The following is a 16,338-nucleotide window of genomic DNA, read 5'->3' as shown; positions in this document are numbered from 1 at the left end:
TGGTTCTCTCGTTTGTAACTGGTGACTGGCGATTTTCACGACTGGGATAGTACCGACTGCAACTCCTGTAGCGTGCGCATCTCGGTGAATCCGGGTTGGTGAATCTTGAACGACGATGGCGGCGAATTCGAACTGTAGGTCTTTTCGACGCGTGGGTAGCCCTCGTTTGGCTCGTTGAGTGCACGGAGGACCTCATGTGCATCACTTCGATTCTTCACGACCCACACCGCTGCTTCGGGATCGCACGCAGCCATCTTGTCATAGTCGTCTGGAACTGCAGTCAAAATATCGTGATTCGCTCGCTCAGCTTCGAGGGTGACGACGATGTCGCCATGCTCATCGAGACAGACCGCATCGAGACGCGAGCCTTCGTGTTCGTAGTATGCAACAGCTTCGACAGCTTCCGAGTCATCGTCGTTAACGAACTGTGCTTCGAGATACCGCCGGCCAAGTTCGACCATGACGACGTGGAGACTCGACTCACTCAGATCGCCGCGGCCGTGGCCGTGGGCAATGCCTTCGCGATGGCGAACTGCAATCGCACGACGACCTTTTGGTGTGACTGTGTAGAGCTTGTGTGGATACTTACAATCGACCGAGAGAGATCCGCCATCGATGAGTTCTTCTACTTCTTGATATCTGATGCCAGTGTATTCTTGCAGACGAACCATACTGTCATACAAGAGGTTGTACTCGAACTCGGGGTCGAATCGACGCTGATGTGCAGAGTAGACCGCTTGGAGGAACCGTAGTTGTGCGTCAGTAAAGGCACTACTGCCGCGTTCGACTGCCGAGAGTTTGAGTGGGAGTTGTGAGATTGGGATGTCATCGCGGTCAACGTCATCGAGGCTGTGACAGCACTCGACGGCGTTTTTGATGCCCGTGAGTGTTGGGTCGTATCGAGTCGAACACTCCTCACAGACGACGACGTGCACTTCTGAGTCATACACAACCATCGGTGGGAGACGCGACGTGTAGGGTAGCGCAGAGTTGATACGGGCATCGGGTGTTGGTGCGTTTCGATCTGGGTAGGGTTCTGGTGGTGAGTGCCCGGATGGTGTCTGTGAGGGCTCGGGAGTCGCGTGGTGTGTCGACGCTTCTGAATCAGCAAGCGGCGTTGATTCACGGTGGCCCAGTGACGTGTGTGTTTGCTCTGTGGTGGCCCGACTGCCAATCTTCGAGACATCGATCCCAGACGTGTGGGAAGATCGAGTAGTACACAACTCCAGTGCTGTCGCGTATGCTGTCTCACGAGCGGGCGAAAACGGGGCCTCACTTTCTGGGTGGCCAGCCGGGAGTGGTGGACTTTGGAGGACGAACGGGTGTGGCTCTGGTTGTCCGAATCCCGCAGGGAGCGTTGCGAGCCACTGGCCACGACGAAGCGCCCGGAGTCGGGTTTGGACTTCCGTTGCGGGAAGTTCGGCTGTTGCAAATCGCCGACTGAACTCCGGGTCGACTGCGACGTTCCCCGTGACAATCGTTGAGACGTTATTGAGGACTTCGCGATAGGCCTCTGGGTTGGTCTCTTTGAGTTGTGCCGGAAACTGCATCGCCAAGGTAATCGAGAGGCCGAACGAACGAGACTGGGCAAGGAGGTCTGACAAGAGCGATGACGTCGATAACTGCGCGGCTTCTTCGAGATACAGATTCACGAGTGGGTGGTCTGTTTCGTCGTCACCTTGTTGGGTTCGGCGTCGAAGGGCAGTCCACAGTGCCGAGAGGATGACAAGCGTGATGACGCGTTGTGAGGCCGGTCTGAGACCCCCCGTCTCGATGACGATGACTGCATCTTCGTCGATGAGCCTCCGAAGATCGAATTTCGGGTCATCACGATCGTCGGCTGGGATATGATTGAATATCTGTGCAAGGCGTGCATCGAGTGGGATTTTCTCGATACGATTTGCAACCCCTTGCATGAGCTCGTCGAACGAGCGCTTCGAATTGGCGGCGACACCGGCGAGCATCGCTTGGAGATCTTCATCTACCACCGGCGGCGGGTCGCGCGTTTCGTGTAATCTGGCGACTGCCGTCTGGAACTCACGATGGCTAAATGCGTTCGACCCATGAATCGGATCGAACATCGCTTTGAGGACGTAGCGAATGATGTCGGGTGACCGAACCGCCTGTTCGAATCGGTCGCGACCCATGATGCCGATCAGGATATCGATGTAGTGGTCGACGACGTCTTCGACAGCAGTTGTCCGGTCGATGCCTGCATCGAGTTGGTCGCGAATATCAAAAAACGACAGCGCGGGGAGTGTCTCTGTGCAATCGAAGTAGTAGACGTCATCGAGAGAGCCGTATTTCGCATAGTGTGCTCGGAGATAGTCGTCGGCCATCCCGTCGCCTTTGGGGTCTATGAGGATATCAGCGCCATCGGTTGCTGCGTGATTCGCGAGCAGCGCCGCAACCAGACTCGATGACTTGCCTGATCCAGTCCGGCCAAACATACCAACATGGAGTGGTTGGAGTGCTGGCGGCAGTGAGATGGGGACGGCTTCGGCATCGCCATCGGCCGTCTGTGCATGGCCGAGTGTGAACCCCGCTGTTCGATACCGCTCGATCCGATCACGCGGTGGGCGTGGAAGCCCGTGTTCGTCTGTTGGTGTGGGGGCGAGTCCACGGTGAGCTTTTGTCGGGAGGCTGGCTGCATCTACGAGACATAGCACCGGAAGTTCACACCCATCCATGACGAGTCCACGACTGGCATTTTCGGACCACGGAAGTCTCGCAGTGAGCTTCGAGTGTTCTGGGTCGATCGTGACGCGATTGCGTAGTGAGTCGTAGATCGATTTTGCGTCTTCGCCGTGGTGTGTGCGACCTTCGATTCGGTAGTGGTCGCCATTGAGGTGAGAAAATGCCGTGGTGACTGGGGTACAGTCGGGTAATTGTGCACGTTGGTCGGTCGTTGTTGCGACTGCCCGGGCGGTGACTGCAAAACTGTGTTGTGCGTCTTTTTCGTCGAGTGCATCCACGCGCGAGCGAACCCCTGGGTCAGAGACGTTGTTCTCGGGGTCTGTCGACACAAGCCAGTCCTCGACGAATCGCTGGAAGACCGTATCCCGGCCGTGTTTGAGCCGTTGTTTTCTGTCAATGGCGTGGTGTCGCCAGTCTGGATACGGTGTGATGAGTATCTGGACGGCCATCGGCACGGACGCGTCCGCAAGCGTGCTCACCACCGTTGCGAGTGGAAGGCGGCTATGTTTGTCGGTGAACTCGTCGTATCGAGTGAGCGTGGTTTGCCAGTCTTCGTGTCGGTCTGTGACGCCCACGAACTCGACTGCTCGGTATTGTGGTGGTGAATACGATTCGAGAGCCCCATCGTCTGGGTCGACGTCAGCGTCAGCAGGTGAGAGCCGATTGAGTGGGTCTGTCGTTGGAGTCGAAATATCGAACGAGTTCGGAACGAGTTCTCGACACCACGCTTCGATCGTCGATGCGAGTGCAGTGTCGACGCTCAGAACGTACTCGATCGTGTCTGGGTTCGATCCATCAGTGACGAGTAGCCATTCGAGAGTGGATGGAGTTTGTGTCGACGCTAAGAGGTAGTACAATCGAGTGAACTGTGCGGTGACAGTCGAAGGGGTGAACGTATCCGCAGTTGGCGAGAGGCGGATGAAGGCTCGGTCGGTTGTAGACGAAATAACGAGTTTCACTCTCACACAGTGGACATAATCTCTTCTACATCTGTGGTTTCAGAAACAAAACTAGACAGAATTACATTATTGTTTGATAATTGGGGTCGGACTTGACTTTTGACTGACACAGAACACAGAGTCGATTCGTGACGTTCGACTTGACGTCCGATGGTTTGAGGACAGCGCGTAGACAAGGCCTCAACTTAGTATCCTTTAGTAAAATCACGATTAGTAAAATCACGATTAAGATAATCAGAACGACTATGATCTACCAAGCCAAATACGGACTATGTCTCGGCCTTCCTTCGTCAACCGCGACGACGAACTCTCGTTTCTTCGATCCCGGTTCGACCGTGATACGGCGGAGTTGCTCGTCATCTATGGCCGCCGGCGGCTTGGAAAGAGCGCGCTCGTCCGTGAAGCAATTCGTGACCGAGACGATGCGGTGTACTGGCAGGCGACCGAGGAGACTCCGGACGTACAGCTCGCAAGCTTCGTCGAGACCGCTCGCGAGACGTACCCGGTCGTTGACGATATCAAGCGTGACTGGGAGACGATTCTCAAGACGCTTGGGCGGCAGGACGCAGTCGTTGTTATCGACGAGTTTCCGTACTTGATCGAATCCGACGATGCAGTCCCCTCGAAGATACAGCGGGTCTGGGACCTCCATCTCGAACAGACGGCGGCGTCGTTGGTACTCGTCGGGTCGTCGATCAGCGTGATGGAAGAGAAAGTGCTTGGAGGCGGGAGCCCGCTGTACGGACGCCGGACCGGAACTATCGACCTACCACCACTTGCGTTGGCCGACACACGACAGCTGTACCCCACGGACGACCCAGAGACAACGATTGAGACGTGGAGCGTCTTCGGTGGGACGCCGTACTATATTCAGGCGCTCACCCCAACGAAATCGCTCGCGGAGAACATCCAGACACACGTCCTCTCCGAACACGGTGTGCTCCACAACGAACCAGAGTTCCTTCTCCGGACAGAGTTTGGGATTCGAGAGCCACAGACCTATTACACAGTCCTCCGCGCAATTGCGACAGGAAAGCGCGAGGCGAATGAGATTGCTAACTTCGCCGGTATCGATTCGAACGCACTCGGATCGTATCTCGCGAAGCTCCGTCGACTGCGACTGGTCACACGGGATATCCCGGTGACAGCAAATCCCAACGTGACCCGAAAGAGCCGATACCGACTGAATGAACCGCTGTTTCGGTTCTGGTTCCGTTATGTGTACGGCCAAGAAGGGAAACTCGCCCAGCTCGGTGACAATGCTTTTGAGGAGTTGATCGCACCTTCGTTCTCGGAGTACATGTGCTCAATGTTCGAACTCGTCTGTCAGAATGCGCTCCCGTCGTTAGTTCCCAAGACCTACCACGGGATTGGCTATTGGTGGCACAAGCATCACGAACTGGACGTTGTCGGCCTTGCGAGTGACGGCACACTCGTCGCTGGGGAGTGCAAGTACACGCAGCGAGAAATGAACGAAGGCGACCTTGCGGACCTAGAGCGGAGCGCTGCGCAGGTCGACTGGACGCCACCTGAGGGTGGTACTCTGACGTCTCACTACTGTTGCTTCGCTCGTTCAGGATTCTCCGACGGCCTGCGAGCGGTTGCTGACGAGCGCTCGGATGTCTCTCTGTTCACGCCCAACGATATCGTGGTGAGCGAGTAACCTGCGGCTGATCAGGTGGACTTGTCGAACGGGAAGACGTACGACGTTGACGTTGAAGCGGGGACGTGTTCGTGTCCAGATCTCCGGAAACGTGGTGTCGAGTGTCAGCATCTCCGTGGTGTCCTGTTCGAAATCCGAACGCGAGTGCTGCCCAAGCCGACTGGCCGCTTCGCAACGTGCGAGCAGGAGACGTGGTGGCTTCGCAATTCAATATAAACGTCGAAAATTAACATTGGGGTCGGTAGTTTCTCTGTCATTCTAGTTCCAGCGAGAAATTTTGTCACTCCCGGGTGGGAGCGGTTGTGACACCGCCACGACTCACCGTGAGAAGAGCGTACCAGCGCAAATGACCTCACGGCCTACGAAGAGTCGGGGCCCTCTGCTAGCGTCCACGAGACCACGTCTCGTGAGCCAACTAGAGTGATCTGTGACTCTGGCGACGACTGACTGGTATTCCCCATGTGTGGGAAGCCTCGCCGTTTACTGCGGGGAGGATGTCATAGACACTTCCCAGTCGTTTCAATGACCATTCAAATATCTGCAAAACACAAAGATATATTGAGACAAAGCGCTTACACCAACGTATGACTGAATTCGACCCTTCACCTGACTCTGATTCTGCTCGGAGAAGATGGCAAGAGGGAACAGACACGTTTGGCCGTGTCTATGATGTTGTTCTGGGTGTTACGTCGCCTACCGCGTACACTGATATCGCAGAGTTAGCGGACTGCTCACCTAACGCTGCGAAAAAACATCTTGACCGACTCGCTGAGATGGGCATTGTCCGAGCAGACAGAGACAGTCGACCGGCTCAGTATGAGCGGAATGAGGGGTATCTGGAGTGGCAAGACGCCAGTCGAATTGCAAATGACCTCTCTGTCGAAGAGATACTTGAGCGCGTGAAGGCGCTCGAAGAACGACGACGGGAGTACGAGACACAATTCGAGACCACAGATCCCAACGAGGTCTCGGTGTTCGACCACGAAGCCCATGAAACGATTCACGACCGCATGACTGCGGTCAATGAATGGCAGGGAGTGATCCGGGATATTCGGCTCTACGAGCTTGCACGCCAGCTCTCCCAGAACGACGGGCACCTCATCCCGGCCTAAATGGGTACACCTCCTGAAGACCCAGAACCGAATTCAACTGGGCCTCCCGACCGTCAGACTCTGCGATTGCTTGAGCGACACCTCGCGTCGGATTCGTTCGTGGTCGAGACAGAGTTCGACCCAGACTCCTACGAACCACGACTCCTCCACGCATTGCTTGATGCTGGCCGATACCCCGAATCGATAGAGACTGCACGACTTGATATCCGATGGTTCACGACTGGTGATTTCTCGATTCACTATGTCGAAGCGCATGACGACGGATCCCAATGGGAGTGCCGCTGGGATCAACACCCAAACACTCACAACGCACGGGTACATTTTCATCAGCCCCCAGATGCAGCGGAGGTCACTGGCCTTTCTCTGTCTTCACTCCATCCTCTCGAAGTGTACTCAACTGTTCTCACAGCAGTTGACCAGCGACTTGAAACTCTGTGGTCGACTCAATGAACGCAGGTATCGCGACCATCCACGACATGGCCACGCTTCGGTCTTGTGTTGCCTACAAGAACGCGAACCAATGACATCCTCCTCGCCGTGAACGGCGAGGTTTCCGACGAGGAGGATGTCACGCGTGCCGAAGACTACATCAACCGCGCGACAGACGACCGCCAGCCCAGGAAGTTAACGAGAGTTTTCGTTTAGTATTCGTCGACCTACTGGGATACTTATTGACAGTAATGTCAGCAGCGACAGTCCGAAACCAACGAGAACAGCTGTCATTGGGATCGGCGAACTTTTTGCTGGCCATGCGTCCTGTTGTTGACCATCAAAGGCCGTATTTTCGTAGAGAACATATTCCGTTGTCTCACCCTGGATTCTGAGATCCGTTTGATCGTTGAGGTAGCTATAGCTCTCGTAGTCTGCAGATTTGAATAGCACAATGTATCTCACTCCAAGTGGAGCGGTTGCTTCTCCGAACCCTGATCGATCACGCCAGTCCATTGCCAAGAGGCTGCGAACTTCTTGATGGGCGGGTTCTGGAGCGTTACTTTCGATAGTCCCGATTTCGATGTTTCGGCCCCGCAAAACTGGTTTATCGAAATATATGTCGGTGGGGTTTGCAATCGTCCTGTCTGTAAATGAAAACATCATGTATTGATGCCATGGAAACACGAGAACACGAGACGGTGTCGGGTCGTCGGTGAGCCGTTCATTGAGTACGTTCCAACTATCAGGGTACTCAGTTGGCGATAACTGGCCGTGGAAACCATTGAGCATTGGAAGAGAGTATGAAAGCGTCGCAACTAAGATCACCAGACTAAGTCCAACTCGGAGTGATGAGTCTCTTGAGACTGATGGGACGTTGATCGGGGAATCCCGAATAAGCTCATCGAGAGCAACCCCACTAAACCACGCGTATGCGAGACAAAGCCCAATACTGAATTTTTGGGTATCACGCATCGCGAGAAGACCGGGCACAGTCTCAAACAGTTTGGTAACAACTGGCCCAGTCACTGGCCCAGTAGCGCCCATTGCTAGGATGAAACAGCAGATAGCACTTACAAACAGCCCGTCTCGCCATGACTTGTCGTCTGAGATAAATACCCCATACAACAACAATGCTAGCAGCAGTGTAAACAAGCCAAACACGAGTGGTGTGGGGAGAACACTCGTTGTGGTGAGATAGCCTGGTCTCCAAAATCCATAGAGCATCATTACGGACAGTAGGATGTTTTCATCGATCGTTGGATATGCTGAAAACGCGGTGAGATCGGCAATACTGTACGCTGACAGCGTCCCGTTGCCGCCGGTCAAATTTGTAACGACTGGGAGGATCCAGTAGCTGTTCAGAAGCACAAATCCTACACAGTAGAACCCGACCCGTTTCACGGTTGAGAGGTTTTGTTCAAGTTCCGAGTGGAAGCCGTGTACAACAGTGAATATCCCTCCAATGAACGCAAGTAGAACAGTTCCATGGGGGTCGAATACTGAGACTAGCGTTCCCCACAGTAAGGCACGATAGGGTTGCTCAACCTCTCCAGATAGATACTGATAGTACGCACGGATGGCGAGCGGTAATACGGCGTAACTCAGTAGTAGATACCAATGACCGGCAAGAAACCGAGTGTATACGAATGGATTGACAGCATAGATTAGCCCCGTAGCAAACTTGCTAGTGTGTGTCTGTGCAGGAGTACTGTGGATGCCTGCAAGACCACTAATCACAATCACACTCATCAAGACGAGTTTCTCAAGGACGTCTAACGGAACAACTACCCCGAGTGTATCGAGGAGGAAGACAAAGGGGAACCGGCCATAGTATAGTGGTCCTTTGATCTCAATGAGGTGCTGGACGTGCGACATTCCGGGTGCCCAAACAAGGTCAAGCGACAGGATATACCCCGAACCAAACAGCGGTGCAAATACAAGAAGCGCAATTGCCGAGAAGACAAGTACACCACGAATATAGAGGCTCTGTGTTTGGTTCATATTTGCTATTCGAGATATTTCTCCTGCGAGCAGTTCGGGCAATCTCTCCTGTGAGTAGTTCGGGTTACTCCTCTCCGATGTGTATTCATTGGTTTTGCTCTCGCCGGAGATAGGTCAGCCCAGCCAGTATAGCAAGCCAACTGAAGCCCCAGATCCCGACCACGGGTAATCTAACTCCGTTCCCGGACCAAGTGATCTCTGCTGTCGTTGTATTCGTGAATGCGTTCGCCCAACCAAACGCACGGAGATGCGTTGCATTGGCTCCTGCTGTCCAAGCATCGTGGTAGGAAGTATATTTGACTGCGGTTTCCGTGTGATCCCACTCTCCAACGACCCAATAATCAACGACAGTCCCGTTTTCTGTTTCATACGTGGTGACTGTCGCATTCTCTGGGATTTGTGTCTCAATCGTCTCGTTAGGGAGGAGTACCCCAGCCCCTTGTCGATATGTATCGTTCAGCACTACAGTTCCAGGCAGGACGGACTCTGCATCAGTCACAACAATGTCGGGATTTAGCGAGGCACGTTCATCTGCTGGGAGGTTCACAGCCACCGTTTTTCCGACGTTTGTATCTGTTTGTTCTCCGTCAATAAGGACGCCTGGAATGTCCTCGGTATTCTGCTCGAAGCCAACTGCAGCCGGCACAGTCGTTGGCTTGACGGAGACCGAGTGAAGGGAGACTGTTTCGTTCTTCGGTCGAAGGCGCAACGATAGATAATCGCTCTTTGCAATCACTTGTATGGGGTGTTCTGAGACGGGGTACTCCCTTCGATCGATGAGGTTTGAGTTATCTGCCCGTTTTTCTCCGTCATACCAGTAGAGAACAACCGACACATTACCAGTTGAATTTACAGCTACCTGGTATGCTTGCTCCGGATCTGTCTCGAATCCTTGAGCAACAGGGATGACGTTTCCAGTCGACGTCTCAAGTTTGAGTGTTCGCGTGCCGTTGTTAGAAACCACTGTTGCTTGGGTACCTGTCGACCGGGGATTCGTCCACCAACTGGAGACCCCTTGTTCGAAATTAGGGTTCGAAATTAGATTCGAGGCGTCACCGGCGTGCGTACTCGGTGTCTGAGGTGTGTATAATCGGTGAACTCCCTGTTTGATGACGCTTCCGGACTTTCGCTCAATGCCGTTCACACGATACACCGTTAGATTCTCAGTCTCCATCACTCGCGTGTAGGCTGCTGAGTCGTCGAATCGACTGGCAAATTCGGTCGGATTTCCGAACAACCAGGGTGCACCGTGGCGTTCTTCCATTCGAATACGCCCTTCTGTTGCTGGATAGCGTTGTTGGGGGAGTTCGTCAACAACAATATACTGGACTCCAAGCGCCGAAAGGTGCGGGTAGAGGCGGTCACCAGCTCCGATCGATCTGAAAAATTGGCGAACGTACTCCCCATTCGCTTTTCCAGTATTAAGACCACCACTCTTTATTCCGACATGATTTGGGTATGTGGCTCTCAGCCGAAGCTGTGTCGTATAGCTGTACGGTGCCCAGAGGACCTTCCCTTCAAGCGAGTTTGCGACCGTGTCATATTCTTCTGGAATTGCATAGCTATCATCATAGGTCCCATTCAGTCCTGCTGCGCCTGCCATGGGAGCGACATACGCAAACGAGCTACTGACGATGAGGACGACGAGTAGAACTTGTGGAAGCCGATTGAAGACTGTCTGCATTGGTTCGGTCACCTGAAAATTGAACAGTCCCAAAGACGGCACGCGTCGTGTGAGTGCTAGAAGATAGTGGAAGCCAGCAGCAAACAGCAACAAGACACAGAGTGAGATCGGAAAGAGAATCTTGGTCATGTTCCGGAACGTCCATAGTGGTGGAAATAGCTCGAAGAGTGGGTAGGTGACTGTTGCATTCGTAAGTACCGCGAACGAGACAAACACACCAACGGTTGGGTAGAGAAACCGAAGTTTTGTCTTCGTAACTGCGAAGAGCGCAATACAGGGGATAATAAGACCAATAGCTGCCCATGAATCAGTATTGTATCCGTACGTGGTCAACGCGTATGAGCCGTGATTGCCGGCAAGGCGGAGTATCGATAGGACAGTAGCATCGGCGTAGTTCCAATCCAGATGGCTCGCAAACCCATTGGCTGTTGAGATACTTGCCCCACGAACGAAGAGATAGAATACGCCCGGAATCGAAAGCAGGATTCCAAGACCCCCAGATGCTACCAATCGGGAAACCGACTTTGGGTCCTTACGAACTGAATACAGGCGATTTAGCGCGAACGGAGCAAGGATCCAAAAGAGGGTCCATGGAATCACACCAAATAACCCGAATGCCGCTCCTGCTTTGAGCACAGGCCTGAGCGAATCTCGCTCTGTAATCCGGTATAAGTACTCAATGACAATTGGTCCGCCAACGTATGCAAGGAATTCTCCAGACCCTCCGTTTACCATCTCCGCCAGCGTTAGCGGGTTGAGAGCGTACACTCCTGCCGCAACAAAGAGTGCTGTTCCTTCTGGAACAAACCGGCGTCCAAGGAAGATGAAAGCGATGAACGCACCAACTGGGAGTGACAGAAACAGCAGGTTCTGCCCGAGTGGCCCAAGGAGTTGAGTAAACACACCAAAGTACATCTTGTGAATCGGGTACTGGTGTGCGAATCCCAACATCGTCTCATGCCACGTCCCGAAGAACTTCGCTAGTGCAATCCCTTTTGCGTGTGGTGGTAGGTCACCAATCGCATAGTATCGGCCGAGAATAATCCCCTGGAGGAGAATACTGTAGGCAACAAGAAATGCGATTCCTGCGAGAACTCTGTTACGCTGGTCATCGGTGATCTTGTGCTGAGAGAGACGAGTTAGGATTCTTTGCATGTGATGTGATTGAAATATTGTTGTTTCAGCCCGTTGAACGTGCTATATATATCCAAGTGCGGCGAGTTTGTCTTCTGTTGAGAGGGTTTCGTCATCTGTCGTGTCGTGGCGTTCCGATGCAGTCTGGTCCCGAGTGTACGTCCCTGAGTCGGTTGCTTCATACTCACACCACGGAACTCGCTTGAGTGGCCACACAGGTGCATAGATCGGATGACCGTACATGTGGAATTCTCCGAGTGCGTTGCCGTGATCAGCTGTGATGACCACTTTCCCATCGATATTGTTGATGAGTGTTTCGACACTCTCAAGGACATATTCGAGATTGTCTCGGTACCCCTCCCAGACTTCTTCACGACTGAGGTCTCCACGTTGAAGCCGTGTCCACACGTCTTCGAGATCACTAAATTCGATTCGCTCTCCCGTGTCAGGTCGTATGCCTTCACCCAGAGGTGATGGAACAAAGGGGTGGTGTGGCTGCATATAGTGGACAATTAGTCGATCTGGCTGGCCTTCCCGGGCGACTGTAATTGCTCGATCAGTAAGTGGCCCTGGTGGAATCGTCTCAAGTTCTTCGTCCCACGCATATCTCCAGACTTCGTCAAACAGTTCGAACTCACTTGACTCAAGACAGGTCTCAGAATATGGGTTCCCAGTAATGTATGCCGTCTGTTGCATTTCATCGATGTAGGACGATGTGAAATTCTTCTCCATCCACTCTGGAGAGCAACTCCCGAGAGAGTTGGTGACATCGAAATTGATAAAATCGTACTCGGATGCAACCTCTTCCATGAGGTCGGCTCGGCACGCATCAAGCACGATTAATACGTCCCACTCAGCATCGTAGATCGGCTCACCGTAGTTGTGAATGAGTCCGTAAAATCGCAGAATATGTGTGTAAAGCAGTCGAGTTGACTCCGAAAATCCGGATAAGCCTTCTTTCCTAATTGCTTTCACAGAACTCCGTGCCCAGAGTTTCACCCCCTCGACCACGTTACGAGTTGCATCCATACTAATTCGGTCCCTGCTGCGCAGTTATAAAACAATCGAGGAGATTCTCAATTGTTGTATTGGTTGCGAGGTCAATAGGAACCTGCATCGGTTCGTGTGGACTACTTAGCTCCACAACTCGTAGCCCACCTTGATACCCCCAACACAGACTAATCCCGTGTTTGCGGCCAGTAACGTTTGGATGAGCGAAATTGGGTCTCCTCCGAGCACTATCATTGCAATGACCTCACTAATTGAGACGATTGAGAACAAGACTACGAATCGATAGTTGGATCGTGCCAGCTCGAAATTCAGAATGACCAATGCCAGACAGAATACGAATATTGCAACGGCGTACCATCGAACAAAGGGTGCAGCATTGGCGTATGCACCCCCATACAAAATCACAAGGATGAACTTTGGTATCAGGGCGTATACTGCGGTTACACTTCCGAGGAGTAGTACCGAATACCCCATCCCCCGTTTGAATAGCGACTGCATCTGTTTTTGATCTGCAGTCTCATCAGAATCTATCCGAGCAATCGCAGGGAATAACGCAGCAGTCAAGCCGATCACAAGGAAGATAAGTGACTTACCGAGAACAGACGCTGCTGTATAGTAGCCCGCAGCGGTGTCACTCGTAAGCCCTTGGACGAGTATCACGTCAACATTACCTGGAATGTTGAAACAGAGCCCTGCAAGCGTTGCTGGGACTAGATAACGGTATGCATGGTGGGTAGAGAGTTCTGACAGATCCCCCAACGCGGCGTTTCGGTCACGAATACGCTTCGTAGACCAGACTGCAGCGACGGCAACGCCAGCGAAGATACCAAGAAATGCACCTGCAATCCCGTAGCCCAGTAGTACTAACCCAGCACCGACCCCAAGCTTGAGAACCGCAGGTATCACCTGAAACCCAGCAAGATCTTTGAATTGACTCGTTCCCTCCATTAACCCAATATTGACCGGAAGAAGCAAAGAAAACGGAATCGAGAGGGCTACAATTATTATTGTGATGAACTGCCCGATACCAAGCAACGCTGATAGCTCTTCAGTCGCGAGAACTACAATACTAGCAAGAACGATACCAATCCCGAAAGCACGTATTGCGAACGACGAATGGAAGGCTAAGACACTCTGCTGAGCTTGATTGAGTTTTGCCCCATGGCGACTTGAAGCAAACCGAATCCCACGGCTGAATACTTGCAGAAGATACGTAAGTGCAAACAGAGCACCGAATACGCCATATTCTTCAGGACCAAGTGCTCGACCCATGAACAGTTGAAATCCGTAGTTGATTCCTCCACTGAGGATGACACCAATGGTGACGATACCCGCATCTCTCAGTAACGAGTCGACTTGTGACCCCAACCGAGTCAGAAAGGTTGAACGGGGAAAATCCATAGCGATGTAAGGTTAATCCGCGAGAACTGCAGACATCATTGCTGCGGTATCCTCAATTGTACATTCTTCGCCCGCTTTCCGGTTTTTCGATGCGAGTTCTTGTCGATACTCGATGTCCCCGTGCAATTTCTCAAACGCATGGCACAATTCGTGTGCATCCCCCGGTGTGACAAATACTGCGTCCCCACCAGTATCAACAGTCGATGTTCGCATCCCCTCAACGTCCGCTGCAACAACAGGGACTCCGTAGGACTTAGCGAGTTGGAACACCCCGGAGACGCCAGTCATCGTATGATACGGCATCGTTGCGATGGTTGCATTCTTCCAGATACGCCGAAGATCGTTATCTGGAACATATCCAGTAAACCGAACACCATCGAGATCACCGTATTGTTGTTTGAGGTCCTTTTGATACCCCGGATACTCGGGGTGGGACCCACCAGCAATTACTAATTCAGAATCCGGAACTCGGCGGTGGAAACGCTCAAACGCGTTGACAGCGGTTTCAACGTCTTTCGTGGGGCCGAGATGGCCAAACAATAAAACCGTGAACGGTGAGTCTGTCTTATCCGGCTGGTTATTTGTCTCATGGTTTTGCCCTCCATCTGCTTTCATTGGTTGCTGGAAGGTGCCATGAGGAATGTACTCGGCGTCCGTGATCCCGTATTCAACCTCGACAAGTTCCAAGTACTTCTCTGATGTAACAGTCACAACATCGCTAAGGAGCAACAGTCGAGTTGCGATTTTCGCTCCCCACACGTGTAGCCGTCCCACATCGTCTGGGAGTTCCTCGTCTTCTACCACTTCGAAGAAATCGTGCATTGTGACGACGACTTTGGTTTCGAGAACCGTGCTGAGAAACGGTGGGATGAGAAGGCCAACAAACCGGTGGAGGTTCTGTGAACCAAAGTATGTCATATGGATGTTGAACTGTACTGCATCGTACGTCGGATCTGCAATTTCGCGAATAAGTGATACTGCAGCTGCCAATGAGTCCCGCCGCCAGCGAGGCACAACTTGATATGGGTACTCTCTATTAGTGTTCTCAGTTGTTCGAGAGACGACTGTTGGGACGACATCATCGCGACGATGATATGCATGTGCCAGTTTCTCTCCGTACTCTGCAAGCCCACCTCGCGTTGGGGGGTGTGCAGAGACAAGTGCGAGCGATTGCTTGTTCGTAGTTCCTTGTTCAGAAACTGTCCGTAGTGAACGCCGGACACGGAGTAATGCCCGAAGCATATCCGGGATATCGGTGTACAGCGTTACTTCACTATCTCCAGGATCATTCCACTCAATTCCGACTTCCTCAATTGTGTATCCGTTTGCATTCGCATGTGCAAGGAATTCAGTATCGAACCCAAACCGGCGTTCACGGAGCGTGGGGTGAGTCTGTTCCCAGACTTGTGCATCAAACGCCTTCGCGCCACATTGAAAATCGGTCACCTGGACCTTCGTTGCCGCTTGTGCAAGCCTACTATAGATCTGTCCAAGCAGTTGCCGTAAGGCTGACTGAGAAGCTCTGCTATTTGACCCAATATCGCGAGAGCCGATCGCAACATGTGCATCGGTCGATTCAACAGTTGCGTAGAGCTTGTCAATGCTCTCGGTACTAATTGCCCCGTCTGCATCAATGAATCCGATAATATCTCCTGTTGTGCTTGTGAGACCTTCGTGGAGTGCTCCCCCCTTTCCGCGGCGTGATTGCGAGATTGAGAATTTAATATTTGGGTCGGAGATGCGATCAATGGCAGCCTGTGTTTCCGAATTCGGTTGGTCAATTGTGAGTATGACTTCGTCCCACCCCGAGACACGAAGCGAGTAGGCAAGAGATTCCCAAGTAGACGGATCTTCATTGTAAATCGGAAGAACGATACTCCGCGTTGTGCTGGATGAGTTTTCGGTCGCACAGGGCTGGCTTTGCTGACTAACCTGACCTGTCGTCCAACGACTGAGAACACGAGTTGGGAGAACGCGTGCAAGCAACTTCACGGGAAGTAAAACGATGAAGAAGCAGCCTACTGCGAGAGTCTGTATGAGTTGGAGCATGTCTTTGATTCTGTGAGTGAGGGATCCGTCCGTCGCGGACCCGGTTGTGTTACAAATTCTTTTGACAATACTACTTATAAAACTGGCTATCATTCAGAATAATGATTTTCAGAAACGTCCCTTAGTCTCTACCGAGAATGTCACTCCTCTATCTATAACGGCCTATAACAGGGAGCTTAACCACAGAACTAGGAC

Annotated in this window: 10 protein-coding genes; 4 read left to right on the top strand and 6 right to left on the bottom strand. The window is 52.5% G+C overall.

Annotated features, from left to right (window positions below; all coding sequences use genetic code 11):
• Positions 1–35: 35 nt before the first annotated feature.
• Entirely contained in the window at positions 36–2,450 is a 2,415-nt protein-coding gene (locus tag ATB1_RS14875) for a TraM recognition domain-containing protein (RefSeq protein WP_042665169.1), read from the bottom strand.
• A 1,477-nt stretch (positions 2,451–3,927) separates the two neighbouring features.
• Here ATB1_RS14875 and ATB1_RS14870 point away from each other — a divergent pair.
• The 4 genes from ATB1_RS14870 (at position 3,928) to ATB1_RS24420 (ending at position 6,881) form a co-directional block, all read left to right on the top strand.
• Positions 3,928–5,319 carry an ATP-binding protein gene (locus ATB1_RS14870; RefSeq protein WP_042665101.1) on the top strand — a complete coding sequence of 464 codons (1,392 nt, stop codon included), beginning with the start codon at positions 3,928–3,930 and terminating at the stop codon, positions 5,317–5,319.
• Positions 5,320–5,334: 15 nt separating this feature from the next.
• Positions 5,335–5,535: an SWIM zinc finger family protein gene (locus ATB1_RS24615; RefSeq protein WP_082256444.1), complete on the top strand. Its 201-nt coding sequence runs from the start codon at positions 5,335–5,337 to the stop codon at positions 5,533–5,535.
• Positions 5,536–5,903: 368 nt separating this feature from the next.
• Complete coding sequence (locus tag ATB1_RS14860) at positions 5,904–6,431, top strand: winged helix-turn-helix domain-containing protein (protein WP_042665098.1); 528 nt, start codon at positions 5,904–5,906, stop codon at positions 6,429–6,431.
• A complete protein-coding gene (locus ATB1_RS24420; RefSeq protein ID WP_082256443.1) occupies positions 6,432–6,881 on the top strand; it encodes a hypothetical protein in 450 nt (149 codons plus the stop codon).
• Between the two features lie 174 nt (positions 6,882–7,055).
• Here ATB1_RS24420 and ATB1_RS14850 read toward each other — a convergent pair whose 3' ends face one another.
• The 5 genes from ATB1_RS14850 to ATB1_RS21035 form a co-directional block, all read right to left on the bottom strand.
• The gene (locus ATB1_RS14850; protein WP_042665093.1) at positions 7,056–8,864 is read right to left on the bottom strand and encodes a hypothetical protein; all 1,809 of its coding nucleotides are present in this window, start codon (positions 8,862–8,864) and stop codon (positions 7,056–7,058) included.
• An 85-nt stretch (positions 8,865–8,949) separates the two neighbouring features.
• Positions 8,950–11,703, bottom strand: a complete 2,754-nt coding sequence (locus tag ATB1_RS14845) for a hypothetical protein (protein WP_042665090.1) — start codon at positions 11,701–11,703, stop codon at positions 8,950–8,952.
• Between the two features lie 42 nt (positions 11,704–11,745).
• Complete coding sequence (locus ATB1_RS21730) at positions 11,746–12,711, bottom strand: hypothetical protein (protein WP_128081481.1); 966 nt, start codon at positions 12,709–12,711, stop codon at positions 11,746–11,748.
• Positions 12,712–12,816: 105 nt separating this feature from the next.
• Positions 12,817–14,094 carry an oligosaccharide flippase family protein gene (locus tag ATB1_RS14835; protein WP_042665085.1) on the bottom strand — a complete coding sequence of 426 codons (1,278 nt, stop codon included), beginning with the start codon at positions 14,092–14,094 and terminating at the stop codon, positions 12,817–12,819.
• Positions 14,095–14,106: 12 nt separating this feature from the next.
• Positions 14,107–16,143, bottom strand: coding sequence for a glycosyltransferase (locus ATB1_RS21035; RefSeq protein ID WP_198526120.1), 2,037 nt, complete (start codon positions 16,141–16,143; stop codon positions 14,107–14,109).
• Between the last annotated feature and the right edge of the window lie 195 nt (positions 16,144–16,338).

The organism is Haloferax sp. ATB1, from assembly GCF_000730175.1.
The sequence above is the reverse complement of the archived record's forward strand: the minus strand, read 5'-3'. Positions and strand labels throughout refer to the sequence as shown.

Bases quoted from the DNA above. Each gene is read 5' to 3' on its own strand.
- ATB1_RS14845 (WP_042665090.1), bottom strand. From the start codon at position 11,703: ATGCAAAGAATCCTAACTCGTCTCTCTCAGCACAAGATCACCGATGAC.
- ATB1_RS24420 (WP_082256443.1), top strand. From the start codon at position 6,432: ATGGGTACACCTCCTGAAGACCCAGAACCGAATTCAACTGGGCCTCCC.
- ATB1_RS14875 (WP_042665169.1), bottom strand. From the start codon at position 2,450: ATGTTTGGCCGGACTGGATCAGGCAAGTCATCGAGTCTGGTTGCGGCG.
- ATB1_RS21730 (WP_128081481.1), bottom strand. From the start codon at position 12,711: ATGGATGCAACTCGTAACGTGGTCGAGGGGGTGAAACTCTGGGCACGG.
- ATB1_RS14850 (WP_042665093.1), bottom strand. From the start codon at position 8,864: ATGAACCAAACACAGAGCCTCTATATTCGTGGTGTACTTGTCTTCTCG.
- ATB1_RS14870 (WP_042665101.1), top strand. From the start codon at position 3,928: ATGTCTCGGCCTTCCTTCGTCAACCGCGACGACGAACTCTCGTTTCTT.
- ATB1_RS14835 (WP_042665085.1), bottom strand. From the start codon at position 14,094: ATGGATTTTCCCCGTTCAACCTTTCTGACTCGGTTGGGGTCACAAGTC.
- ATB1_RS14860 (WP_042665098.1), top strand. From the start codon at position 5,904: ATGACTGAATTCGACCCTTCACCTGACTCTGATTCTGCTCGGAGAAGA.
- ATB1_RS21035 (WP_198526120.1), bottom strand. From the start codon at position 16,143: ATGCTCCAACTCATACAGACTCTCGCAGTAGGCTGCTTCTTCATCGTT.